The sequence below is a fragment of the Rhizobium album genome (assembly GCF_003122325.1).
GTDB lineage: Bacteria > Pseudomonadota > Alphaproteobacteria > Rhizobiales > Rhizobiaceae > Metarhizobium > Metarhizobium album.
The window spans coordinates 208,805-232,238 of the sequence record NZ_QFBC01000001.1; the positions used below are offsets into that span (position 1 = coordinate 208,805).

The 23,434-nt window shown below is 61.9% G+C and carries 23 protein-coding genes; 20 read left to right on the forward strand and 3 right to left on the reverse strand.

Annotated features, from left to right (window positions below; genetic code table 11):
• Position 1: 1 nt before the first annotated feature.
• The 14 genes from DEM27_RS01065 (at position 2) to folD (ending at position 12,015) form a co-directional block, all read left to right on the forward strand.
• Positions 2-1,084 (forward strand): flagellar hook-associated family protein, encoded by a 1,083-nt coding sequence (locus tag DEM27_RS01065; protein WP_109456335.1) that lies wholly within the window; start codon positions 2-4, stop codon positions 1,082-1,084.
• A 37-nt stretch (positions 1,085-1,121) separates the two neighbouring features.
• Positions 1,122-1,469, forward strand: a complete 348-nt coding sequence (flaF, locus tag DEM27_RS01070; RefSeq protein WP_109456336.1) for a flagellar biosynthesis regulator FlaF — start codon at positions 1,122-1,124, stop codon at positions 1,467-1,469.
• Positions 1,466-1,915 carry a flagellar biosynthesis repressor FlbT gene (gene flbT, locus DEM27_RS01075; protein WP_109456337.1) on the forward strand — a complete coding sequence of 150 codons (450 nt, stop codon included), beginning with the start codon at positions 1,466-1,468 and terminating at the stop codon, positions 1,913-1,915. The genes flaF and flbT overlap by 4 nt, the downstream gene beginning before the upstream one ends.
• On the forward strand, positions 1,906-2,421 hold the full coding sequence (flgD, locus tag DEM27_RS01080; protein WP_109456338.1) for a flagellar hook assembly protein FlgD: 516 nt from the start codon (positions 1,906-1,908) through the stop codon (positions 2,419-2,421). The genes flbT and flgD overlap by 10 nt, the downstream gene beginning before the upstream one ends.
• Before the next feature lie 117 nt (positions 2,422-2,538).
• The gene (fliQ, locus tag DEM27_RS01085; RefSeq protein WP_109456339.1) at positions 2,539-2,805 is read left to right on the forward strand and encodes a flagellar biosynthesis protein FliQ; all 267 of its coding nucleotides are present in this window, start codon (positions 2,539-2,541) and stop codon (positions 2,803-2,805) included.
• Positions 2,806-2,974: 169 nt separating this feature from the next.
• The gene (gene flhA, locus DEM27_RS01090; protein WP_109456340.1) at positions 2,975-5,062 is read left to right on the forward strand and encodes a flagellar biosynthesis protein FlhA; all 2,088 of its coding nucleotides are present in this window, start codon (positions 2,975-2,977) and stop codon (positions 5,060-5,062) included.
• The gene (fliR, locus tag DEM27_RS01095; RefSeq protein WP_109456341.1) at positions 5,059-5,811 is read left to right on the forward strand and encodes a flagellar biosynthetic protein FliR; all 753 of its coding nucleotides are present in this window, start codon (positions 5,059-5,061) and stop codon (positions 5,809-5,811) included. The genes flhA and fliR overlap by 4 nt, the downstream gene beginning before the upstream one ends.
• 32 nt (positions 5,812-5,843) lie before the next feature.
• The gene (locus DEM27_RS01100) at positions 5,844-6,263 is read left to right on the forward strand and encodes a hypothetical protein (protein WP_109456342.1); all 420 of its coding nucleotides are present in this window, start codon (positions 5,844-5,846) and stop codon (positions 6,261-6,263) included.
• 32 nt (positions 6,264-6,295) lie between these two features.
• A complete protein-coding gene (locus DEM27_RS01105) occupies positions 6,296-6,853 on the forward strand; it encodes a rod-binding protein (RefSeq protein ID WP_109456343.1) in 558 nt (185 codons plus the stop codon).
• A 14-nt stretch (positions 6,854-6,867) separates the two neighbouring features.
• Positions 6,868-7,233, forward strand: a complete 366-nt coding sequence (locus DEM27_RS01110; protein WP_109456895.1) for a hypothetical protein — start codon at positions 6,868-6,870, stop codon at positions 7,231-7,233.
• Entirely contained in the window at positions 7,233-7,772 is a 540-nt protein-coding gene (locus DEM27_RS01115; RefSeq protein WP_109456344.1) for a hypothetical protein, read from the forward strand. Before DEM27_RS01110 ends, DEM27_RS01115 begins: the two co-directional genes overlap by 1 nt.
• A 319-nt stretch (positions 7,773-8,091) precedes the next feature.
• Positions 8,092-8,976 carry a WecB/TagA/CpsF family glycosyltransferase gene (locus DEM27_RS01120; RefSeq protein WP_109456345.1) on the forward strand — a complete coding sequence of 295 codons (885 nt, stop codon included), beginning with the start codon at positions 8,092-8,094 and terminating at the stop codon, positions 8,974-8,976.
• 102 nt (positions 8,977-9,078) lie between these two features.
• Positions 9,079-10,989, forward strand: coding sequence for a GumC domain-containing protein (locus DEM27_RS01125; protein WP_109456346.1), 1,911 nt, complete (start codon positions 9,079-9,081; stop codon positions 10,987-10,989).
• 126 nt (positions 10,990-11,115) lie between these two features.
• Entirely contained in the window at positions 11,116-12,015 is a 900-nt protein-coding gene (gene folD / locus DEM27_RS01130; protein ID WP_109456347.1) for a bifunctional methylenetetrahydrofolate dehydrogenase/methenyltetrahydrofolate cyclohydrolase FolD, read from the forward strand.
• Between the two features lie 35 nt (positions 12,016-12,050).
• Here the strand turns inward: folD and DEM27_RS01135 are convergent, their stop codons facing one another.
• Positions 12,051-13,073: a LacI family DNA-binding transcriptional regulator gene (locus DEM27_RS01135; protein WP_109456348.1), complete on the reverse strand. Its 1,023-nt coding sequence runs from the start codon at positions 13,071-13,073 to the stop codon at positions 12,051-12,053.
• A 311-nt stretch (positions 13,074-13,384) separates the two neighbouring features.
• Between DEM27_RS01135 and DEM27_RS01140 the strand changes: the two genes are divergently transcribed.
• The 6 genes from DEM27_RS01140 to DEM27_RS01165 all read left to right on the forward strand — a co-directional run bounded on the left by DEM27_RS01140 (position 13,385) and on the right by DEM27_RS01165 (position 20,665).
• Complete coding sequence (locus tag DEM27_RS01140; RefSeq protein WP_109456896.1) at positions 13,385-14,746, forward strand: ABC transporter substrate-binding protein; 1,362 nt, start codon at positions 13,385-13,387, stop codon at positions 14,744-14,746.
• A gap of 255 nt (positions 14,747-15,001) precedes the next feature.
• Positions 15,002-16,015 (forward strand): carbohydrate ABC transporter permease, encoded by a 1,014-nt coding sequence (locus DEM27_RS01145; RefSeq protein WP_109456349.1) that lies wholly within the window; start codon positions 15,002-15,004, stop codon positions 16,013-16,015.
• 1 nt (position 16,016) lies between these two features.
• On the forward strand, positions 16,017-17,180 hold the full coding sequence (locus DEM27_RS01150) for a carbohydrate ABC transporter permease (RefSeq protein ID WP_109456350.1): 1,164 nt from the start codon (positions 16,017-16,019) through the stop codon (positions 17,178-17,180).
• A gap of 36 nt (positions 17,181-17,216) precedes the next feature.
• Positions 17,217-18,872, forward strand: a complete 1,656-nt coding sequence (bglA, locus tag DEM27_RS01155) for a beta-galactosidase BglA (protein ID WP_109456351.1) — start codon at positions 17,217-17,219, stop codon at positions 18,870-18,872.
• A 99-nt stretch (positions 18,873-18,971) separates the two neighbouring features.
• Positions 18,972-20,060, forward strand: coding sequence for an ABC transporter ATP-binding protein (locus DEM27_RS01160; protein ID WP_109456352.1), 1,089 nt, complete (start codon positions 18,972-18,974; stop codon positions 20,058-20,060).
• Between the two features lie 251 nt (positions 20,061-20,311).
• A complete protein-coding gene (locus DEM27_RS01165; protein ID WP_109456897.1) occupies positions 20,312-20,665 on the forward strand; it encodes a hypothetical protein in 354 nt (117 codons plus the stop codon).
• Between the two features lie 112 nt (positions 20,666-20,777).
• Here the strand turns inward: DEM27_RS01165 and edd are convergent, their stop codons facing one another.
• Complete coding sequence (gene edd, locus DEM27_RS01170; RefSeq protein WP_109456353.1) at positions 20,778-22,595, reverse strand: phosphogluconate dehydratase; 1,818 nt, start codon at positions 22,593-22,595, stop codon at positions 20,778-20,780.
• Between the two features lie 136 nt (positions 22,596-22,731).
• Entirely contained in the window at positions 22,732-23,430 is a 699-nt protein-coding gene (gene pgl, locus DEM27_RS01175) for a 6-phosphogluconolactonase (RefSeq protein ID WP_109456354.1), read from the reverse strand.
• Between the last annotated feature and the right edge of the window lie 4 nt (positions 23,431-23,434).

Consider the following 23,434-nt stretch of genomic DNA (forward strand, 5'->3'; position numbering starts at 1 on the left):
CATGAAGACTTCCTTTGTATCGACTTTATCCATTCAAAATGCCATGCGCCTGACGGTGGCGCAGGCGCAGTCCGAATTGCTCAAGGCGCAGTCGGAGGCCACGACTGGCAAATATTACGATCTTGGGGTGTCGCTCGCGGAGCGGACGTCCCAGAGCCTGGACCTCAACCGCGAAGTGGCGCGTCTCAAGGCACTTTCGGAGACCAATTCTCTTTCGACGCAGCGTCTCGCCTCCTCCCAGACAGCGCTGGACAATATCAGCAACGCCGGCCAGTCCATGCTCAATACAGTGCTGGCACTGAGCGGCAGCGAGGATGCCAACAGCCTGAAGACGGCGCGGACGTCGATCGAGAATGCCTTTTCGATCTTTTCAGACATGTCGAACATGGCGCTGAACGGCGAATTCCTGTTCTCCGGCATCAACTCCGACGTACAGCCGGCGACCGACATGCAGACCAATGTCGCGACGGCCTACAATACCGAACTGCAGTTTTATCTGACCAGCCAGGGCCTCACTGACAAGTCGCAGATGTCGGCAACGCAGATGGACAGTTTCCTCACCACCGTGGAAGCCAAGTTCAATGGCACATCGACGCTGACCGATCCGCCGCATACCGGCCGCGGCGGCGAGGACCTCTGGACGTCCTACGTCTCGCAGGCCAGCGATACCAACATGACCAGCCGCATCAGCAAGACGGAAGTGGTCGAAAGCTCGACGAACACCAATACCCAGGGCATGCGCTACATGGCATTGGGTGCGATCAGCGCCCTGACGTTCATGGATGCGTCGCTCGATACGCCGGCCCGCCAGGCTGCCAATAAGAAGATGAACCAATTCATCGCGGCAGGCATCGACGGCATAGACGTCGACCGCGGTAAGCTTGGACTTTCCGAAGAGCGAATTAAGAAAGCGAATGACTCCCTTAACGCTCAATCGACTATCATAAAGACCTATCTCGGGGATCTGGAGGGTGTCGACGGCTACGAAGCGGCGACACGGGTCAAGAATCTCCTGGCACTGGTCGATGCGTCGTACACGCTGACGGCAAGAATACAGCAGTTAAGCCTGGTAAATTTCCTTTGATGTAAAAGGAAAGACGATGAAAATGAAGGATGCATGAATGTACCAGTTTTCATATGCCGAGATCATGGAAGACGGCGTCGCGGACGCAAAGGATCGCGAACGACAGGTACTCAATCGCTCTATTGAACTGCTTTCTGCTGCGCGTGATCGGGGCGGCTATAATCGCGAGGCGATCGACGCCTTGTTCTATACGCGCCGAATCTGGATTCGCTTTATTGAGGATTTGAAACAGCCGGAAAATCAGCTCGACACCGAATTGCGGGCCAATCTCATCTCGATCGCTATCTGGATCTTGAAGGAGTGCGACCGGATCAGAAAACGGCAGTCGGAAAATTTTCAGGGCATTATCGACGTAACCACCATCATCAGGGATGGACTTAAATGAAAAGTACCCTACGCATATCGCTTAAATCCGGCGAAAGAATTTTTATAAATGGAGCGGTGCTGCGTGTTGACCGCAAGGTCGCCCTGGAATTCTTGAATGATGTGACGTTCCTCCTGGAAAACCACGTTCTCCAGCCGGAAGATGCGACGACGCCGCTGCGGCAGCTGTATTTTATCGCCCAGATGATGCTGATCAATCCGGACGGCGCAGAGCAGTCCATGGCGATGTTCCGCAAGTCCGTCGCCATGCTGTTGAATTGCTTCAAGGACGACGAAATTCTCGCCGAACTGAAGCGGATCGACGGAATGGTGACGTCCGGCCGCGCCTTCGACGCGCTGAAGGCCATTCGCGGGCTTTACGTTGCCGAGGATCGTATCCTCAACAACCAGGAACTCACTCCAGCCACCATCGAACAGATTCGCAGGGAGATTGCCCCATGGCGGTAAGCGGTGTTAATTCGGTTGCCGCGCCCACCGGGGCGAACGGTAAGGCTGATTCCGCTGCATCTGCAGCGTCGCTGAACTATCAGAGCTTCCTGAAGCTGCTGATCGCCCAGATGAAGAATCAGGATCCGACCGATCCGATGGATGCGACCCAGCAGGTTTCGCAGCTGGCGACCTTCTCGCAGGTCGAGCAGGCCATCCAAACGAACAAGAACCTCGAATACCTGATCCAGAGCCAGTCGCTGACACAGGCGTCGAACTATATCGGCAAGACCCTGACCAGCGCCGACGATTCCGTCACCGGCGTCATCAAGGAAGTCGAGGTTTATTCGGACGGCCTGATCGCCATCACCGAGAAGGGCGACAAGATCCTGATCCAGGCCGGCATCAAGATTAGCGACGGTACGACGACATCGACCTCCACCACTGCCACTGGCGATACGCCCACCACGGCTGCCGAAGCCATGGCCGGCGATACCGATACGGCGACCGGCGATACTGCCAGCTGAGCAATTCCGCTTTTCTCCGATCAGCGAAACCGTTCCGGGCCGATATGAAGTCGGCTCGAGCTGATGTAGAATTGCGAATCATCGCTACCGGCGATTTCCAACCAAGGAATGATTCCTATGAATGAGGCTGATGCCCTGGATATCGTGCAGGCGGCCATCTGGACGGTTCTTGTTGCGTCCGGACCGGCAGTCCTTTCGGCCATGGTGGTCGGCCTGGTGATCGCCTTCATCCAGGCATTGACGCAGATCCAGGAAATTACCCTGACCTTCGTGCCGAAGATCGTCGCGATCTTCGTGGTGGTGGGCATCACGGCGCCGTTCATCGGCGGGCAGATTTCGCTGTTCACCAATCTGGTGTTCTCCAGGGTGCAGTCCGGCTTCTGACGACCGCATGTCCTCCTGACGACGGCCGGCCCGCCCTCGCGCTCCGGCCGTTTTGCATTTTTGCCCGGTCCTGCCACCCTCGCGCAAGCTTCGCCGACTATCCATCGTTTCCAATTGGGCAAGAAGGTCGATTTTCCCTTGCCCGCCTCTCATGAGGAGATGGATAAGTATGGCGCAGACACCTGCAATTTCTATTCCCAAACTCGGCGGCAGCGCCCGGGATGTCGGCTTTGCCCTCGGCATCGTCGTCATTCTCTGCATCCTGTTCCTGCCGATCCCGCCGTTCCTGATCGATATGGGCCTGGCGTTCTCGATCGCCTTCTCGGTGCTCATCCTGATGGTGGCGTTGTGGATCCAGAGACCGCTGGATTTCTCGTCTTTCCCGACCATTCTGCTGATCGCGACGATGACGCGCCTGGCGCTGAACATCGCCACGACCCGCGTGATTCTCTCCCACGGACACGAAGGCCACAACGCGGCCGGCGGCGTCATCGCCGGTTTCTCCAGCCTGGTGATGTCCGGCGACTTCGTCATCGGTGTGATCGTCTTCCTCATCCTGGTGACGGTGAACTTCATCGTCATCACCAAGGGTGCGACGCGTATCGCCGAAGTCGGCGCCCGCTTCACCCTGGACGCCATCCCAGGCAAGCAGATGTCGATCGACGCCGACCTGTCGGCCGGCATCATCGACGAGAAGGAAGCGCAGCGCCGCCGCCGCGAGCTGGAAGAAGAAAGCTCGTTCTTCGGTTCGATGGACGGTGCCTCGAAATTCGTGCGCGGCGATGCCGTCGCCGGCCTGCTCATCACCGCCATCAACATCTTCGGCGGCATCATCATCGGTTATTTCCGCCACGGCATGGAAATCGGCGAAGCCGCCGACGTTTTCGTCAAGCTGTCCGTCGGCGACGGTATCGTTTCCCAGGTTCCGGCCCTGATCGTTTCGCTGGCCGCCGGCCTGCTCGTGTCGCGCGGCGGCACGCAGGGTTCGACGGACCAGGCGGTCATCAACCAGTTGAGCGGCTATCCGCGTGCGCTTTCGGTCGCTGCGGCGCTGATGGTGTTGCTGGCACTGATACCGGGCCTGCCGATGCTGCCCTTCATGGCGCTCGGCGGCCTCATGGCGTTCGGAAGCTGGTTCATTCCCCGCCAGCTGGAGAAGGAAAATACCTTCCTGCGCGAGCAGGAGGAAAAGATGGCGGTCCAGACCAAGGAGCAGGAGAAGGATTCGGTCAAGGCGGTGCTCAAGACCTCCGAAATCGAACTTGCGCTCGGCAAGCTGGTCTCGACCCGCCTGCTCGGCGCGCACCAGGAACTGGGTTTCCGCGTCGGCAAGATGCGCAAGAAGTTCGCCAGCCAGTACGGTTTCGTCGTTCCCGAAATCAAGGTGACGGACGATATCGCCATCGCCGAAAAATCCTACCAGATCCGCATCCACGGCACGACGGTGGCATCGAACCTGCTGCGGGTCGGGGAAGTCCTCGTCGTCACCGGTTCGGGGCGCAAGCCGAGCGTGCCGGGTGACGAAATCCGCGAACCCGCCTTTGGCATGCCGGCGGTGTCCGTCCTCGAGGCCTTCACCGAAGACCTCAAGCGCGAAGGTTTCCATCCGATCGACAACGTCTCGGTGGTCCTGACCCACGTCAGCGAAGTCATCCGTAACAACCTGCCGCAGCTTCTCTCCTACAAGGACGTGAAGGTGCTGATCGATCGCCTCGACCCGGAATACAAGAAGCTTGCCGACGAGATCTGCTCGACGCACATGTCTTATTCGGGCCTGCAGGCGGTGCTCAAGCTTCTGCTTGCCGAGCGCGTCTCGATCCGCAACCTGCACCTCATCCTCGAAGCGGTGGCCGAACTGGCGCCGCATGTCCGCAAGACGGAACAGATCGTCGAGCATGTCCGCGTCCGCATGGCGCAGCAGCTCTGCGGCGACCTGGCCGACAACGGCGTGCTGCGTGTCCTGCGCCTCGGCAGCAAGTGGGACCTCGTCTTCCACCAGGCGCTGAAACGCGATGCCAAGGGCGAAGTGGTCGAATTCGACATCGATCCGCGCAGCCTGGAAGAGTTCAGCGAGCAGGCGACCAAAGTTATCCGTGAATTCATGGACCGCGGATTGCCTTTCGTGCTTGTCACGTCGCCGGAAACGCGCTCCTATGTGCGCATGATCATCGAACGCTTGTTTGCGACGCTGCCGGTGCTGTCCCATGTGGAACTCGCCAAGGGCATCGAAATCAAGATCCTGGGCTCTATTTCATGATTGACGACCCCCAAGGGACCGTACTCGCCCTCTTCGTGGTGTTATGCCGGGTGGGCGGGTGCATGATGGTCCTGCCGGGGTTTACGTCGGCACGCATCCCGATGATGATCAGGATGCTGACGGCGGTCGCCGTTTCGATGGCGCTTCTGCCTTTGCTGTGGGACACCATCTATCCGCGGGTCTCCGCGGATCGTGTGACGTTCATCTTCCTGATCGCCAACGAACTGGCGATCGGTATCATGTATGGCATGCTGGCAAGGTTTTTCACGCTGGGCCTGCAGTTTACCGGCACGGTCATCACCATGATGATCGGCTTCAACTCGCCGCCGGCACCCGACATCGTGGAAGATACGCCTGAAAACCAGGTAACGAACATGATCAGCTTTGCCGGCTTGATGGTCCTGTTCGCGCTGGATTTTCATCACATCGTCTTCCGCGCCGTGATCGACTCCTATTCCAGCATGCCGCCCGGCGCCCTGTTCAGCAGCCAGAAGTCGTTGATCACCCTCACGGATACGCTGGACCAGACGATGCATATCATGCTGCGGCTCGCCAGCCCATTCATCCTGTACGGTCTGATGTTCAACGTTTCCATCGGCCTGATCAACAAGCTGGCGCCGCAGATCCCGATCTACTTCATCTCGACGCCCTATCTGCTGATGGGCGGGCTGTTCATGCTCTATCTTTCGGTCGCGGCCCTGCTGCGGCTGTTCGCCGCCGCATTTCCCGGCGTGTTCATCGGCGGTTAGCCTTCGGGGCCGCCTTCAAGACGGAACTGGTCATGGCTGCAACAAGCAAGTCGAAAAAACTCAAGCGCCTGGTGAGCGTCCAGCGCCAGCTGGAAAAGATGGCGGAAAGCGATCTTGCGGCCACGACGCGCTATCGTCACGAGGTGAACGAATCGATGGATGTCGTCATCCAGGCGATCGGCTCCATCGACGGGATCCATAGCCTGTTCACCCAGCATTATTCCGAACGGTTCGGCCGGCTTTCGGTGCGCGACCAGCAACTGGCGGGCATCCAGCAGGTGCAGGAGATGAAAATCATGCGCGAACGCGCCAAGGGCGACCGTCTGGAGGAGAACATGAAGGAGGCGCGCACCCTGGAGGAGCGCGGCGAAGCCGATGAAAGTATTTACGATCTCGTCGATCAACTCATTCTGATAAACACGCCAGCCTCCAGCAAGGTTGAAAAGCCATAACTTGCTCCGATCTGAAATGAGAGGAATGACACGTGGCTATCTCACCCCCAAGTGATTTGGTCCTGGACGTTGTGAAGGCGGCCGATCCGGCGGCCGTTCAGGCGGCTCAGCAAAAGCTGATGACGACGCGCGCGGCAGCGGCTGCTCGTGGCCTGACGGAAAGCGGCGCCGGCTTCAGCAATGCCATCGATCAGCTCGACACCACTGCGTCGAGCGCCGGTCTTAGCAATGTCTCGTCCGACAAATCAAAAATTCCTGCAAGCTACCGCAAGTTCGAAGCCATGGTGCTTCAGAGCTTCGTCGGTTCGATGCTGCCCGAGAGCGAAGAGCTGTACGGCAAGGGCAACGCCGGTGAGATCTGGAAAGGCATGATGGCCGAACAACTCGGCGATTCGATCGCCAAGGCCGGCGGCGTCGGCATTGCCGCGCAGATGTACTCGCAGTCATTGATGCGGGCGCAGAACAACGAAATGAGCAGCGTTGTCCCCGATGACAACCAGCGCAAGCTCGCACTCAGCATGGTGACCGATTTCGAACGGCGCACTTTCGGCGTAGTGGCGACAGATAACGAGGGAGCCGAAAACTCATGAGCGGTACGGTCAATATTGAAGCAGCTTCGAATGATTATCGCATCAAGTCGGTCCTCGGACGGCTGGAGATGATCATCGACAACGAGAATACGCGTATCGGCGCCGATCCGGAGTTCGACCTCAAGGTTTCGAATGCTCACAAGAGCCGTTGCCTCTACGAGCTGACGATGCTGTTCCGCGACACGGACCCGCGCCAGATGTCGACCATGTATGTCGATCAGCTGCACGGCCTGAAGAAGAAGCTGGTCGTCAACCAGCAGCGCGTCGAGGCCCATCTCGAAGCGGTGCGCGCGGTGGCCGACATCCTCAAGAATGCCGTTCAGGAAGCGGATGGTGACGGCACCTATTCCCAGGAACAGTTCCGCTATAGCGATTCGTGATGATCAAGCTTATTCTCACAGGAGCCTGGGTCTGCATCGTCACGTTGGGGACGGTGTATTTTTCCGTCGTCATGGCCACGGCGCCGGCGAAAGATCCGGATGCCGAGAAAAAAGCAGCCCTTGAACTGGTCAAGGGCGAATCGATCACCTTGCCGATGATTTCCAACGGCAAGGTCGCCGGTTACTTCCTCAGCAAGATTTCCTTCATGCTCGACAAGGAGAAGATGAAGGGCGTCGACCTGCCGATGACCGAATATCTGACCGACGAGCTGTTCACGCTCCTGGTCGGCAACAAGATGGTCGATATCGCCGACACGTCGACCTTCAACGTCGACGAGTTCCGCAAAGGCGTGAAAGAAGGCCTCAACAAGCGACTCGGCGATGAAATCGTCGCCGACGTACTGGTCGAACAACTGGATTATCTTGCGAAGTCGGACACGCGGGTCAGCGGCGGTGCCGAAAACGTCAAGCAGCCGGTCAAGATCGTCGAAGGCACGGCGGCAGAGACGCCGGCGGCAGCTGCAAGCGAGTCGCACTGATCTTTCCTGACCGTGCCGCGGGACGGCTGGTCGCACCGAAGTGTTGCATTGTGAAATCCGCCCTCTCGCAGGGCGGATTTTCTTTTGCCCTGCTGTTTCAATCCGACAACACCTTCAATTTTAAACAATGACTTAAGCAGCGTTTCATCCTTCCGTTCTATAGCTTCGGCCAGTCGGTTTGCCGATGGATGGGGAAGGCCGAAAAGCGGTTTGCATCCTTTCCTTCTCGACGGCAGGCCATCGTAGAGCCGTATCCGGTTCGCGGGGGGCACCATGACGGGTGCCGCAGCGTGCCGGTTTGGGCGCATGGGGGAAATGAATGAACCTCGCTGCCAATTTTTCGATGCTGGCGTCGCGGCGCAGCCTATTCGGCTTGTCCGTCTGCGATTGCGGCTGGTCGAGCGCGCTTGCCTTCCTTAACGATCTCGCCTGCCTGCCCCTGGGGCAGACGGTCGTTTCGTTCCTCAACGCCAACAATGCCAACCTCATGATCGCCGACGGGGAATATCGGCAGGCGCTCTCCAGGCACCTGGTGCTGCCGGATGGCATCGGTGTCGATCTGGCGTCGCGGGTCTTTCACGGCGCGCCGTTTCCCGCCAATCTCAACGGCACCGATTTCGTGCCGGCGCTGCTGACCTACATGACCCATTCGATGCGGATCGGTCTCGTCGGCGCCCGCCGGGAAGTCCTGGAGCGGGCTGCGGCAAATTTGCGCGCCCATGCGCCCTGGCATGAGGTCGTCGCCATCTCCGACGGTTTTTTCGACAAGGAAAACAGCCAGGAGGTGGTCAGCGAAATCGAGCGGCAGGGGCTGGATATCCTGATCGTCGGCATGGGGACGCCGTTGCAGGAAAAATGGGTGGATGCCCATATCCGCCCGAAACATGCCCGGCTGGTGTTGACGGTCGGCGCCTATTTCGATTTTGCCGCCGGCGTGGTGCCGCGTGCGCCGTCGCTTGTGCGCCGGCTGCGCCTGGAATGGGCCTACAGGCTGCTTCTCGAACCCCGGCGCCTGGGACGCCGCTACCTGATTGGCATTCCGCTCTTCCTTTGCAATCTGCTGCGTTACCGTTTCGGGAGAGTATCTGACATGACAGTCCCCCTGGAACGGCCGGCGATGGTCCCGTTGCCGCCGCTTACGGATTTCGATGACGGCGCCGCAGAGATACAAGCACCGAAAGCGGCAGCGGGCAGCGGACGTTAACCTTTTCTTTGCCATGAAAATTTAACCTGCGTTAAGGACCCCGGCGATGGCATGCATCGACCGGGTTGCGTTCCAGCGCGGGCGGTCATGGCGATGAGGCAGATGTATTCGAGGACAGATAGCTTCGACGGGCGTTATCCGCCGTCGGCACATGGTGACGGCCAGCCGATGCGGGCGGGCAGGGAGGCGCCGGAGACCGGCTCATACCGCCAGCCGGCTGATCCTCGCCTGACGGACACCATCGGCTCCATCCTGTTCCGCCAGGATTTTGCCGGCCGGCACGCCTCGGCTGAACCTCCCGAGTTCCCATCCGCTGCGCCGCGGCAGTTCCGGGCCGCCGAAGAACAGCAGAACCAGCCGCCCGTTGCCAGGATTTCGGGGAAATCGCAAAATCGTCCGAACCGGCTGCGGCTGCGCTACTGGCTGGGCGGGGCGCTTGCCATTGCCGCCGTCGCGACCGTCGGCCTGTGGGCTTTTGGTACGCAGCCGCAGGTGGCCTCGGCGCATATTTCGCTGGAGATGAATGATATTGCCGATCGCGGCGAAAGGCTCGCCTTGCTGAATGCAAGGCTTTCGGCCGTCACCGGCCTCGACGTGCTGTCGAAGACGGTGGAGAAGCTCCGGCTTGACTACGATCCGGAATTCGCCGCCGGTACTGCCACGTCCTGGGGCGTGCTCACCGAGCTTCTGACGTCCTCGCCGGAAGCGGATTTCGAGCGCGGTACCGAAGCCAGGCTGCGTGCCGCCGTCGATGCGGTGGTCGATCCCTCCGACGAAAGCATCGTCGTCACCGTCCGCAGTTCGGACGAGCAGAAATCCGCCGCGATCGCCGGCGCCGTGGCGGAAACCTTCGTCGAGGCGGTCAATGCCGAGCGGCCGGTCCGCAAGGTCGATGCGGCCGCCGGCCCGGATGTCGACGCCGAACGGGTCGCGCTTGAAAAGGCGCAGGCGGAGCTGCAGGCATTTATCGCCGGCGGCGGAGAAAAACTGCAGGCGGCAATCAAGCTCAAGACCGATGTCGACAAGCTGCGCCTCGAAAATGCGCTGGCGCAAAAGCGCCTGAACGACGAGGGCGGCAAGACCGTTTCCGGCAACCTGTCCAGCCTTCTCGACGGCAGCTTCCCCGCCGCCCTGCTGACGCCGGCACTGGAAGACCTGCGCGGCCGTTACGTCAGCGCCAAGATCGCGCTGGAACAACTCGCCGTTGCCTTCGGCCCGCGGCATCCGCGGCTGCAGACGGCGCAGACGATGGTCGATACGCTGAAATCCGATATCGAGCGCGAATTGCGCAACGCCTTCGCCGAAGGCCTCGCCTCGCTGCAGCAGGCACAGGCAAAAGCCAGGCAACTGGCTGCCCAGTCGGCGGAAGCGACAAAAAAACTGGAAGGCACGGGCATCGACCTGGCGCGCTACGAGGCGCTGCAGGCCTCCGTGGAGGCCGCGCAGGAAACGTTCCGCACTGCGCTGGCGCAGAACGATGGCGCCGGCCCCGTCGATCCGCTGGTGACCGCCAGCATCGCGACGCCGGCGGTTTCTTTGCCGCAAATCGGGGCGCGGGCGCAGAGCGATTCGCGCCTTGGCGAATTGCTCTTCGCCATCCTGCTCGTTCTTGCCGTTGCCGCCTGCGGGCTTGCCATGCTGCATATCCGGCGTCAGAGCCACGTCGCGGACGATGACTTGGTCGAGGAGGAGCCGTCCGATCATCACGATGCCTATCATGCCGCCGCCGAAAGGGATTATCCGCAGGAGATCGATCCGTGGCCGCAGCAGTCCGAGGATCATGTTGCCGGGCGACGGGCGCATGTCCACTTCGACCCGGATTATCCAGGTGAATTCGATACCGCCGGTCACGCCGCGTATCGCCAGCCGTCGCTGCTGGCCGAATTGCGCCGCGTCGCCCCGACGATGTTCCGCGACGAGGACGGCCAGCAGGATATCCGCCAGATCAAGCAGGAGGTCGCAGCCCTGCGCCAGCGGGTGCAGGACTGGGCCGACCGGCGCGGTGGGCGCTGAGCGCTACGGGCCGCGACTTCAAATCCGCTTGCATTTGTCGGTTTCAGACACCATAGGGCGTTGGCAGGCACATTCCTGCAGAAAACACAGCCTAGATTGCAGGCGGTTCAAGGCCCGGAGGAACACGTGACGACGGTGATTGATGGCAAGCAGGTTGCCGCTTCGGTGATCGAGGCGGTAAAGGCGAAAAGCGCGGCCCTGGAGGCGGAGGCCGGAGTCAGGACAGGTCTTGCGGTGGTCATCGTCGGCGACGACCCGGCAAGCCACGCCTATGTCGGCTCCAAGAGCCGGATGGCCAAGGAATGCGGTTTCAAGTCCGTGCAGCACACGCTGCCGGAAGAGACGACGCAGGAAGAGCTTGCCGCCCTGGTCGAGACGCTGAATGCCGATCCGTCGATCCACGGCATCCTGGTGCAGCTGCCGCTGCCGAAACATCTCAAGTCCGAGCCGATCATCCAGTCCATCCGTCCCGAGAAGGACGTCGATGGCCTGCACGTCGTCAATGCCGGCAAGCTGGCGACAGGCGACCTGGAAACGGGCCTGATCTCCTGCACGCCGGCCGGCGCGCTGATCCTGGTGCGCACCATTCACGGCGCCGATCTGTCCGGCCTGAACGCCGTCGTCGTCGGCCGCTCCAACCTGTTCGGCAAGCCGATGGGCCAGCTTCTGCTCGCCTGCAACGCCACCGTCACCATGGCGCATTCGCGCACCAAGGATCTCGCCGGCATCTGCCGCGCGGCGGACATCCTCGTCGCTGCCGTCGGCCGTGCGGAAATGGTCAAGGCGGATTGGGTGAAGCCCGGCGCGACCGTCATCGACGTCGGCATCAACCGCGTTGCGGCGCCGGAAAAGGGCGAGGGCAAGACGCGTCTGGTCGGCGATGTCGCTTATGCGGAATGCGCCTCCGTCGCCGGCGCGATTACGCCGGTCCCCGGTGGCGTCGGCCCGATGACCATCGCCATGCTGATGGCCAATACCGTCATTGCCGCCCATCGCGCCGCCGGCCGGCCGGCTCCGAAGTTCTGACGACGGCTGTCGGCCGCAGCGGATTGCCGTTCCGGTCAGGCCGGAGCGGGGCCGGTGGAGGAGCGAACGATCAGTTCCGCCTTCCACAATTCCTGTTGCAACTCCGCCTCGGCGTGTTTCGTGCGGTCGATCAACCGTTCGGCGATGCGCGAGCCCGCCGCCCGCAAGGCCGAGCGGGTCGTGGTCAGCGGCACGGAAAAATGCTCCGGTCTTAGCACCGGCAGCACGTCGTCATGGGCGATCAGCGAAATATCTTCGCCGAGTTTCAGGCCCGCCATGTTGATCGCCCGCACGGCGCCGAGCGCCAGGACCGTGCTGGAACAGAGTACCGCCGTCGGTCGTTCCGGCAGGCGAAGGAAGCGTTCCATGGCCGCCAGGCCGCAATCGTCGCTCATGGCGGAATGACTGACCATGTCGGGCGAGAGCGACAGCTGTTTTTCCGCAAGGGCTTTGACCATGCCCTGTTTCCGCCGGATGGCGAAATCGTAATATTCCTGGCCGTTGATTAGCGCGACCCGCTTGTGGCCGAGCTGCAGCAGCAGCTTGGTGGCTTCGTAGAAGGCGGCTTCGTTGTCGATATCGACAAATGGATAATCTTCCTCGGCGCCGCGGGAGCGGCCATGGACGATGAAGGGCAGGGAGAGCGAGCGCAACATGGCCAGGCGCTGGTCGTTGGAGCGCATGTAGGCCAGCACCAGCGCATCGACATTGCCGCTCGCCGCCAGCCGCCGCAGGGCGCCTGCCTCGTCATCCGGATCGGACGGCATCACCACCAGGTGAAAATCATGGCGGACCGCCGCCTCGCTGAGGCCGGCGAGGAATTCGCCGAAATGCACGTCGGAATGGTGGCCGGGCGCCGTCGGCATGACGAGGCCGATCGAGCCGGCCTTGCCGGTCGCCAGCCGCTGGGCTGCCTTGTTGGGGCGGTAGCCGGTTTCCTTGACCGCTTTGAGCACGCGTTCCCGCGTGGCGGCATTGACTTCGGGATAGCCGTTCAGGGCGCGACTGATGGTTGTCTGCGATAGGCCCAGAAGTTTGGAAAGCTCTTTCAAATTCACGTCACGTCGTCCCAACTCCGCTACCGGCCTCCTGTTAGATCGATGTTTTTCCATCGTTCTTCTGGCCCCAAAGCGGTTGCGCCCTATGTAACAGCGTGGCGCCCGGACGGGAACCGGAAAAGGCCGTGCTGCGTGGCGAAATTATGTTGCGGCGCAAAAGCCGGGACTTTTCCACTTCGGACTGTAAAAGCGCTTGACTTCGTTTCCTGTGGGGTGAGATGAAGAGTTGTCAAAGCGCTTTGAAAAACTTCGGCATTGCAAATCTGATCGAGGAATTCACAGGCTGCTTTTGTGATCGGGAGGTATATCACATGAAGAAATCGTTCTGGCTCGGCGTTGCCGCCGTGGCCTTGCTGGCGTCCGGCGCGTCGGCTGCTGACCTGAAGTTCAAGCCCGGCGAGGACGCCAAGTTCAACTGGGCAAGCTATGATGCTTTCAAGGCGGCGCATACGGATCTCAAGGGCGAGACGATCACCATTTTCGGCCCGTGGCGCGGCGACGACGAAACGCTGTTCACCAGCGTGCTGAACTATTTCGTCGAGGCGACCGGCGCAGACGTCAAATATTCCTCGTCGGAAAACTACGAGCAGCAGATCGTCATCGACACGCAGGCCGGTTCGCCGCCGAACGTCGCCATCCTGCCGCAGCCGGGCCTGCTGGCCGATCTCGCCAGCAAGGGCTTCCTGACGCCGCTTGGCCAGGGCGAGGCCGACTGGGTGAAGGAAAATTATGGTGCAGGCCAGTCCTGGATCGATCTCGGCACCTACAAGGGCAAGGACGGCAATGCCGCCTATTTTGCTTTCCCGTACAAGGCCGATATCAAGTCGCTGGTCTGGTACGTGCCGGAAAACTTTGAGGAAGCCGGCTACGAAGTGCCGAAGACCATGGAAGAGCTGATCGCGCTCAGCGACAAGATCGTCGCCGATGGTGGCACGCCCTGGTGCATCGGCCTGGGATCGGGTGGTGCGACCGGCTGGCCGGCGACCGACTGGGTCGAGGACATGATGCTGCGCACCCAGGCGCCCGAGGTCTACGACAAGTGGGTGAAGAACGAGATCCCGTTCAACGATCCCGCCGTGGTCGGCGGTATCGAGGAGTTCGGCAAGTTCGCACTCACCGACAAATATGCCGATGGCGGCCCGGCGGGCGTTGCCGCGACCGATTTCCGCGACAGCCCGAAGGGTCTCTTCGGCGTTCCGCCGAAGTGCTACCTCCACCACCAGGCATCGTTCATTCCGTCCTTCTTCCCCGAAGGCACGAAGCTCGGCGAGGATGCGGACTTCTTCTACATGCCGCCTTATGCCTCGAAGCCGGAGCTCGGTCGCCCGGTTCTCGGCGCCGGCACGCTGATGGCAATCACCAAGGATTCGAAGGGCGCGCGCGCCTTCCTCGAATTCCTCAAGACGCCGATCGCCCATGAGATCTGGATGGCGCAGTCCGGCTTCCTGACGCCCTACAAGGCCGTCAACGTCGAAGCCTACGGCAACGACACGCTGCGCAAGGAAGGCGAGATCCTGACAACCGCCACCACCTTCCGCTTCGACGGTTCGGACCTGATGCCCGGCAAGGTCGGCGCAGGCGCCTTCTGGACGGGGATGATCGATTATGTCGGCGGAAAGCCGGCAGCCGACGTCGCCGCCGATATCCAGAAGGCCTGGGACGCGATCAAGTAAGCGTTTCGCTGTCAGATGAGGGGGGAGTACCCCCTCATCTGCCTGCCGGTATCTTCTCCGCGCTGGGGGAAGAGACCTTGGGGCAATGGCGGCGCTCGATCCGCCTTCTCCCCGGCGGGGAGAAGGTCCCGGCAGGGGGGCTGGGGACTTCCGCAATCGCCTGCATGTTTCATTCAAGAACACAAAACACATTGATTCAAGCCGGCGACAGACCGGCGGGGACGATACGCAAACCCACGAAGGGGAGGGGAATTGATGGTTGGGCAGATCGTTTCCGCGGTCGGCGTGATGATCGTCGGCGTGCTGGCGTGCATCGCCTATTTCTGGCTTTCCAACAAGCTGCTCGACATGATTTTCCCGGTGCGCGACGGCGACGTCATGGCCGCGTCGCGCAGCCTCAGGCGGCGGGCCATCGTGCGGCCCTGGCTGTTCGTCGGGCCGGCGCTGTTGGTCCTGGTGGTCTACCTCGTCTATCCCGTCATCGCCACGCTGATCCTGTCCTTCTACGACCGTTCCGGCACGCAATTCGTCGGCATTTCCAATTACCAATGGGCGCTGAACGACCGCGAATTCCGCCAGTCGATCTTCAACAACATCCTCTGGCTCGCCGTGGTGCCGGCCGCCTGCACCTTCTTCGGCCTGGTCATCGCCGTGCTGACCGACCGCATCTGGTGGGGCAACATCGCAAAAAGCCTGGTCTTCATGCCGATGGCGATCTCCTTCGTCGGCGCCTCGGTCATCTGGAAATTCGTCTACGACTACCGCGCCGAAGGCGAAACGCAGATCGGTATCCTCAATGCCATCGTCCAGGGGCTCGGCGGTACGCCGCAGGTCTGGATCGCCTTGCCCTTCTGGAACAACTTCTTCCTGATGGCGATCCTCATCTGGATCCAGACCGGTTTTGCCATGGTCATCCTCTCGGCCGCACTGCGCGGCATCCCGGAAGAAACCATCGAGGCGGCGGTGATCGACGGCGCCAACGGCTGGCAGATCTTCTGGAAGATCATGGTGCCGCAGATCTGGGGAACCATTGCCGTCGTCTGGACGACGATCACCATCCTGGTTCTGAAGGTTTTCGACATCGTGCTGACGATGACCAACGGCCAGTGGAACACCATCGTCCTCGCCAACCTGATGTTCGACTGGATGTTCCGCGGCGGCGGCGACAGCGGCCGAAGTGCGGCCATCGCCGTCATCATCATGCTTGCGGTGACGCCGATCATGGTGTGGAACATCCGTCGCGCCAACCGCGAAATGGGAGGACATTGAGATGGCCGCCGCAGTCGCGCAACTCCGCCGCATCGGCCTCCCCCGGCTGATCGTTCATCTCTCCGTCCTCGCCATCGTCCTGCTCTGGCTGTTCCCGACGCTCGGTATCTTCATTAGCGCCCTGCGCGACAAGGACCAGCTTGCCGTCTCCGGCTGGTGGACGGCGCTGTCGACCGCCCATCGCACCGAGGTCGCCCGCCTCGCCGATCCCGCGACGCAGAAGCAGGAAGGCAATCTCTACGTCATCGCCGGCAACGTCTGGGAGGCCGGCGATGCCCGGACGATCGACAGTTTCGGCACCCGCATCCAGGAACCTTCGGCCGTCAAGGCCGGCGAAACGGCCGATCTAGGCGAGGGCGAGACGCTGCAGGTCAATGCCGACGGCAGCTATCGTTATGCCAAGCCGGAAGCTTTCGACGGTTCCCGCGGCCGGCGCATCTACCTGACGGTGACGACGCCGCCGGAATTCACCTTCGACAATTACCGCACCGTGCTGAATTCCGAAGGCATCGGCCGCGCCTTCATCAACTCGCTGACGGTCGCCATCCCGGCGACGATCATCCCGATCCTCGTCGCCGCCTTTGCCGCCTACGCGCTGTCGTGGATGCGGTTTGCCGGCCGGACGCTGATGATCGCCATGGTCGTCGGCCTGATCGTCGTGCCGCTGCAGATGTCGCTGATCCCGCTGCTCAGAATGTACAACGAGATCGGCACGATCTTCGGCGTGCCGTCGAAGACCTATGCGGGCATCTGGCTGGCGCATACCGCCTTCGGCATGCCGCTCGCCATCTACCTCCTGCGCAACTACATGGTCGGCCTGCCCAAGGAGATCATCGAAAGCGCCCGTGTCGACGGCGCCAGCGATTTCGAGATCTTCGTCAAGATCGTGCTGCCCTTGTCCTTCCCGGCACTTGCCTCCTTCGCGATCTTCCAGTTCCTCTGGGTGTGGAACGACCTGCTCGTCGCCATGGTCTTCCTCGGCACCACCAAGGACCAGATCGTGCTCACCGGAAACCTCAATGCCCTGCTCGGCTCGCGCGGCGGCAACTGGGAGATCCTGACCGCCTCGGCCTTCATCACCATCATCGTTCCCCTGATCGTCTTCTTTGCCCTGCAGCGCTATCTCGTGCGCGGCCTGCTGGCGGGGTCGGTCAAGGGCGGCTGATACCGGCATTATTTTGATCAACAGGACTTTTGCAGCATGAGCATTTCTACGGACTCCATCCTGGCGCCCGACAAGGATTGGTGGCGTGGTGCGGTGATCTACCAGATCTACCCGCGCTCCTTCCAGGATTCGAACGGCGACGGCATCGGCGACCTCAGGGGCATCACCTCCCGGTTGTCGCATGTGGCGGCCCTCGGCGCGGACGCCATCTGGATTTCGCCGTTCTTCACCTCGCCGATGCGGGATTTCGGCTACGACGTCTCCAACTACGAGGACGTCGATCCGATCTTCGGCACGCTGGCCGATTTCGACGCGCTGATCGCCGAGGCGCATCGTCTCGGCATCCGCGTCATGATCGACCTCGTGATGTCGCATACCTCCGACCAGCATCCCTGGTTCGTCGAAAGCCGCTCCAGCCGCTTCAATCCCAAGGCCGACTGGTATGTCTGGGCCGATGCCAAGCCGGACGGCACGCCGCCCAACAACTGGCTGTCGATCTTCGGCGGCTCGGCCTGGCACTGGCATTCCACCCGCATGCAATATTACGTGCACAACTTCCTTTCGACCCAGCCGGACCTCAACCTGCACAATCCGGAGGTCCAGGACGCGCTGCTGAACATGACGCGTTTCTGGCTGAAGCGCGGCGTCGACGGCTTCCGCCTCGACACCATCAACTTCTACTTCCACGACAAGGAACTGCGCGACAACCCGTCGCTCGCCCCCGACCAGCGCAACGCCAACACCGCGCCGGCGGTCAATCCCTACAATTTCCAGGAGCATCTCTACGACAAGAACCGGCCGGAGAACCTGGAATTCCTCAAGCGCTTCCGCGCCGTCATGGAGGAATTCCCCGCGATCGCCGCCGTCGGCGAGGTGGGCGACAGCCAGCGGGGCCTGGAGATCGTCGGTGAATACACCTCCGACAACGACAAGATGCAGATGTGCTACGCCTTCGAGTTCCTGGCGCCGGACCCGCTGATCCCGCTGCGTGTCGTGCAGGTGCAGCAGGCTTTCGAGGCGGCGGCGCCGCACGGCTGGGCCTGCTGGGCCTTCTCCAACCACGACGTCGTCAGGCATATATCGCGCTGGGGCATGCAAGTCGCCGACAAGGACGCCTATGCGAAGATGCTGGCGGCGCTGCTGCTGTCGCTGCGCGGTTCGGTCTGCATTTTCGAGGGCGAAGAACTGGGCCTCACCGAAGCCGATCTCGCCTATGAAGACCTGCAGGACCCTTACGGCATCCAGTTCTGGCCGGAATTCAAGGGCCGGGACGGATGCCGCACGCCGATGGTGTGGGAAGCGGACGTTGCCCATGGCGGCTTCAGCGTCGCGGCCAGGACCTGGCTGCCGATCCCGCCGGAGCACCTGCCGCATGCGGTGGACAGGCAGACCGGCAACCCGCGCTCGGTGCTGGAGCAGTATCGCCGCTTCCTTGCCTTCCGCAAGCGCTTCCCGGCCTTCGCCAAGGGCACGATCGCGTTCTTCGAGCCGGATGTCTCGATCCTCTCCTTTACCCGCACGCACGGAAACGAGTTGCTGCTGTGCATCTTCAACATGAGCGGCGAGGCGAAATCGACGGTTCTGCCCGCCGGCAACTGGCAGCACCTTGCCGACCACGGTTTCGAATGCCGGGAAAGCGTCGGCTCGATCGAACTGCCGGCATGGGGCGCCTATTTCGCGCGGCATGTTTAGGTCGTTTCCGGCAGGGGAACGAGTTGGAAATAAGGAGTTGCGGCGTTTTTGCCATCTGAAGAAGCGAAAGCGCTGCAACGATAACAACGGGAGGGGAAAATGACCGGAGTGGTTCTCAAGGATATCCGCAAGTCCTACGGGCAGGTGCATGTCCTGCACGGGATCGATCTCGATATCAGGGAGGGTGAATTCGTCGTTTTCGTCGGCCCGTCCGGCTGCGGCAAGTCGACCTTGCTCAGGATGATCGCCGGCCTGGAAGAGATCACCTCCGGCGACATGGTCATCGACGGCCAGCGGGTCAACGAGGTGCCGCCCTCCAAGCGCGGCATCGCCATGGTTTTCCAGTCCTACGCGCTCTATCCGCACATGACGGTCTACGACAACATGGCGTTCGGCATGCGCATCGCCGGCGAAAGCAAGCAGGAGATCGACAGGCGGGTGCGCGCCGCCGCCGATATCCTGCAACTGACGACATATCTGGAGCGGCTGCCGAAGGCGCTGTCCGGCGGCCAGCGCCAGCGCGTCGCCATCGGCCGCGCCATCTGCCGCGATCCGAAAGTCTTCCTGTTCGACGAGCCGCTGTCCAACCTCGATGCCGCCCTGCGTGTCGCCACCCGCATCGAGATCGCCAAGCTCAAGGAACAGATGGCCGACACCACGATGATCTACGTGACGCATGATCAGGTCGAGGCGATGACGCTGGCCGACCGCATCGTCGTGCTGTCCGCCGGCCATATCGAGCAGGTCGGCGCGCCGCTGGAGCTTTACGAGCGCCCGGCCAATCTGTTCGTCGCGAAGTTCATCGGCTCGCCGGCGATGAACATCATCCCCGCCACCATCCGCGAGACCGGCCCGGAAACCGGCCTCGAACTGACCGGCGGCAAGACGGTCCGTGTCGGGGTGGCGACCGATGCGTCGCAGCAGGGCAGGGCGGCGAGTTTTGGCGTGCGGCCGGAAGACCTGCGACTTGCCATGGATGGCGACTATCTCTTCGAAGGCGACATTTCCATTGTCGAGGCGCTGGGGGAGGTGACGCTGCTCTACATCGAGGGCCTTGTGGCCGGCGAACCGATCATCGCCAAGATCCCCGGCATCCTCGATGTCCGGAAAGGCCAGACGATGCGTTTTACCGCCGACACCGCCAAGCTGCATCTCTTCGATGCCGAGGGAAAAACATATCTGCGCTGACCGATATCGCGCAAAGCTGCGCGGTGGTCTTGTGAAAAAGGCATGCAAAAAAATAACCAACTGGAAAGGCGGGAACGCGTCCGGACGATCGCAGCGTGCTCTTGGCGGTTCAGGTAGACTGCCCGGGAAGCAATGCCATTTTTCACTTTGTTAAAACTCCTTCTGTACCCTGGCACGATTGGGACAAAGGAGAATTCATCGTGACGATCGCCGGTTCAAAGGGCCATTTTCTGAAGAAGGAAGAGTCTTTCATGTATGACCGCGAAACGCGGTTCCCGATGGAAGATACGATGAATGCAGCGCGGCTCGAATATACGGAAAAGGGCGTCATGCACATGGCGTCCCGCCGGTGCGACATCATCCGCATCTCGCGCAGCGGCGCGATCCTGGCCCTTCTCACCCAATACAAGCTGCCGCAGCAGTTCTACCTCGATTTGCCGGATGCGCGGATCACCAAGGTCGGCTGCATGCTGATGCGCGTCAACGTCAACAACACTGTCGAGATCCGTTTCCTACGGGTTCTTTCCGAAAAAGAGCTGAACAAGATTTTCGTCTATTCGACGCATCCCGCGCACCGCAACCGGGCTCTCGACATCCGCGCCTGAGACGCCAACCTTTCGGAAAGCCCTTACCGACAACGCGCTGGAAAGAGCGGCGCTCGGATGTCCCTCTCCTCCCTTGGGGAGAAGAGGAGAGGCGCGAAAAAGCGAGCAGGACTTAAAACAGCACGCTGGCGCCGTGTTCGGCAGCACCCGCTGCACGGCGGAAGGGGGCGAAAAGTTCGCGGCCCATGCCGAATTCGTTGGCTTCCAGGTCGACTTCGGCCGGCTGGCGGGCATTAAATTCCGCCGCATCGACCATCACCTCCAGCGTACCGGCAACGGCGTCGAGGCGAATGATGTCTCCGTCGCGGATGCGGGCGATCGGTCCGCCCTCGCTGGCTTCCGGCGTCAGGTGGATGGCGGCCGGAACCTTGCCGGACGCGCCCGACATGCGGCCGTCGGTGACCAGCGCCACCATGTGGCCGCGGTCCTGCAGCACGCCGAGCGGCGGGGTCAGGCGGTGCAGTTCCGGCATGCCGTTCGACTTCGGCCCCTGGAAGCGTACGACGGCGATGAAATCGCGGTTGAGCTTGCCCTGCTTGAAGGCATCCTGCAGTTCCTGCTGGTCGTTGAAGACGATGGCAGGTGCCTGGACGACATGGCGTTCCGGCTTGACGGCGGAGATTTTGATCACCGCCTTGCCGATGTTGCCCGTCAGCATCTTCAGGCCGCCGGTCGGCTGGAACGGCGCCTCGATGCGGGCGAGAACCTTGGGATCGGCGCTGTCTTCCGGCGAGGGTTCGCGGTGCACGCTGCCGTTCTCGCCGAGCTTGACGTCGATGGTGTAGGCTTCGAGGCCCTGGCCGAAGACGGTGCGCACGTCGTCATGCAGCAGGCCGCGGCGCAGCAACTGCTTGATGAGGAACCCCATGCCGCCGGCGGCGTGGAAATGGTTCACGTCGGCAAGGCCGTTGGGGTAGACACGCGCAAGCAGCGGCACCACGTCGGACAGGTCGGAAATATCCTCCCAGGTGAGCCTGATGCCGGCGGCCCGCGCCATGGCGACGATGTGCAGCGTATGGTTGGTCGAGCCGCCGGTGGCATGCAGGCCGACGACGCCGTTGACGATGGAGCGTTCGTCGATCATCTCGCCGGCCGGGGTGAATTCGTTGCCCATGGCGGTGATGGCGAGCGCTCGCTTTGTCGCTTCGCGAGTCAGCGCCTCGCGCAGCGGCGTGCCGGGATTGATGAAGGAGGCGCCGGGCATATGGAAGCCCATGATCTCCATCAGCATCTGGTTGGAGTTGGCGGTGCCGTAGAAGGTGCAGGTGCCGGGGCCGTGGTAGGATTTCGATTCGGCGTCGAGCAGTTCGGCGCGGCCGACCTTGCCTTCGGCGTAAAGCTGGCGGATGCGCGACTTTTCGTCGTTGGGGATGCCCGAGGTCATCGGTCCGGCCGGGATGAAGATCGCCGGCAGGTGGCCGAAGGTCAGCGCCGCAATCGTCAGGCCCGGCACGATCTTGTCGCAGACGCCGAGATAGACGGCCGAATCGAACATGTTGTGCGACAGGCCGACGCCGGCCGCCATGGCGATCAGGTCGCGGGAAAACAGCGAAAGCTCCATGCCCGGCTGCCCTTGCGTGACGCCGTCGCACATTGCCGGAACGCCGCCGGCGACCTGGGCGATGCCGCCGGCCTCCGCCGCCGCCTGGCGGATGATCGCCGGGTAGGTCTCGAACGGCTGGTGGGCCGAAAGCATGTCGTTATAGGAGGTGATGATGCCGAGGTTGGGCACGCGGTCTTCCGCCAGCGCCTGCTTCTCGGCGGGGGAACAGACGGCAAAGCCGTGCGCCAGGTTGCCGCAGGACAGCACGGAGCGGTGCACGCCCTTGGCGACGGCGGCGCGAACACGGTCGAGATAACGCTCTCGGGTCGGTTTCGACCGTTCAACGATGCGTGCGGTTATCGCGGCGATGCGGGAATCTGCGCTCATGGTTCCATCCTGTCCTTTGTCACGCGCAAGGGTTCCGCGACGCCTGGGATCGTCCGGGTCGGCTTTGCGCGCTGTTCGCTTCGAGAACGGTTTCAGGCCAGGGCTGGCCGGAAGCCGTCCGGGTAAACGGGTGCCGTCAGGGCGCCCAATAAATGTCGACCGGCGTTGCTGCCCGGCGCAGGACGGCCCGGATGGGCATCTCCTGTTCCTCGCCGGCGCCTTCCGCCTTGGCCAGCACGGTTTTCTTGGCCTCGCCTTCGATATGAAGCACCAGGAAACGGGCATCCTGAAGGCTGGAGAAGGTAAAGGTGAGCCGCGGCTCGCCGGCGCCGTCCGCTTCCATGGTCACGATGCCGCGCGGTGTCGCCGCATCGAGGGCCAGCGACAGATTGTTGCCGCCGGGGAAGAAGGAGGCCGTGTGCCCGTCATTGCCCATGCCGAGAATGGCGACGTCGAAGGGCGGCTTGATCGCCGTCGTTGCCGTCGTCGCCAGGTGCGCGGCCTCTTCCGCCGTTGCCGCCGGCTGGTAGAGCGGCAGGAAGACCGCGTGGCCCGCCTCGTTCTGCAGCAGGTTCTCGGCAACCAGAAGATGGTTCGAGCGCGGATTGTCGGCCGGCACGAAACGTTCATCGACCAGGGTAACCGTCACCTTCGGCCAGTCGAGTGCCTTGCGGGACAGCGCTTGGAAGAAGGCCTTGGGCGTTGAGCCACCGGACACGGCAAGGCTTGCCGCGCCGCGGGCGGCGATGCCCGCGATAAGTTTTTCGGCAACGGCCGTCGCCAGCTTTTCCGCCAGTTCGGCGCCGCTTGCGAATGAGTGAAGCGTTGCGGCCATCGGT

Coding starts and splice junctions, on each gene's coding strand:
- DEM27_RS01065 (WP_109456335.1), top strand. CDS start 2: ATGAAGACTTCCTTTGTATCGACTTTATCCATTCAAAATGCCATGCGC.
- flaF (WP_109456336.1), top strand. CDS start 1,122: ATGTACCAGTTTTCATATGCCGAGATCATGGAAGACGGCGTCGCGGAC.
- flbT (WP_109456337.1), top strand. CDS start 1,466: ATGAAAAGTACCCTACGCATATCGCTTAAATCCGGCGAAAGAATTTTT.
- flgD (WP_109456338.1), top strand. CDS start 1,906: ATGGCGGTAAGCGGTGTTAATTCGGTTGCCGCGCCCACCGGGGCGAAC.
- fliQ (WP_109456339.1), top strand. CDS start 2,539: ATGAATGAGGCTGATGCCCTGGATATCGTGCAGGCGGCCATCTGGACG.
- flhA (WP_109456340.1), top strand. CDS start 2,975: ATGGCGCAGACACCTGCAATTTCTATTCCCAAACTCGGCGGCAGCGCC.
- fliR (WP_109456341.1), top strand. CDS start 5,059: ATGATTGACGACCCCCAAGGGACCGTACTCGCCCTCTTCGTGGTGTTA.
- DEM27_RS01100 (WP_109456342.1), top strand. CDS start 5,844: ATGGCTGCAACAAGCAAGTCGAAAAAACTCAAGCGCCTGGTGAGCGTC.
- DEM27_RS01115 (WP_109456344.1), top strand. CDS start 7,233: ATGATCAAGCTTATTCTCACAGGAGCCTGGGTCTGCATCGTCACGTTG.
- DEM27_RS01120 (WP_109456345.1), top strand. CDS start 8,092: ATGAACCTCGCTGCCAATTTTTCGATGCTGGCGTCGCGGCGCAGCCTA.
- DEM27_RS01125 (WP_109456346.1), top strand. CDS start 9,079: ATGTATTCGAGGACAGATAGCTTCGACGGGCGTTATCCGCCGTCGGCA.
- DEM27_RS01140 (WP_109456896.1), top strand. CDS start 13,385: ATGAAGAAATCGTTCTGGCTCGGCGTTGCCGCCGTGGCCTTGCTGGCG.
- DEM27_RS01145 (WP_109456349.1), top strand. CDS start 15,002: ATGGTTGGGCAGATCGTTTCCGCGGTCGGCGTGATGATCGTCGGCGTG.
- DEM27_RS01150 (WP_109456350.1), top strand. CDS start 16,017: ATGGCCGCCGCAGTCGCGCAACTCCGCCGCATCGGCCTCCCCCGGCTG.
- bglA (WP_109456351.1), top strand. CDS start 17,217: ATGAGCATTTCTACGGACTCCATCCTGGCGCCCGACAAGGATTGGTGG.
- DEM27_RS01160 (WP_109456352.1), top strand. CDS start 18,972: ATGACCGGAGTGGTTCTCAAGGATATCCGCAAGTCCTACGGGCAGGTG.
- DEM27_RS01165 (WP_109456897.1), top strand. CDS start 20,312: ATGTATGACCGCGAAACGCGGTTCCCGATGGAAGATACGATGAATGCA.
- edd (WP_109456353.1), bottom strand. CDS start 22,595: ATGAGCGCAGATTCCCGCATCGCCGCGATAACCGCACGCATCGTTGAA.
- pgl (WP_109456354.1), bottom strand. CDS start 23,430: ATGGCCGCAACGCTTCACTCATTCGCAAGCGGCGCCGAACTGGCGGAA.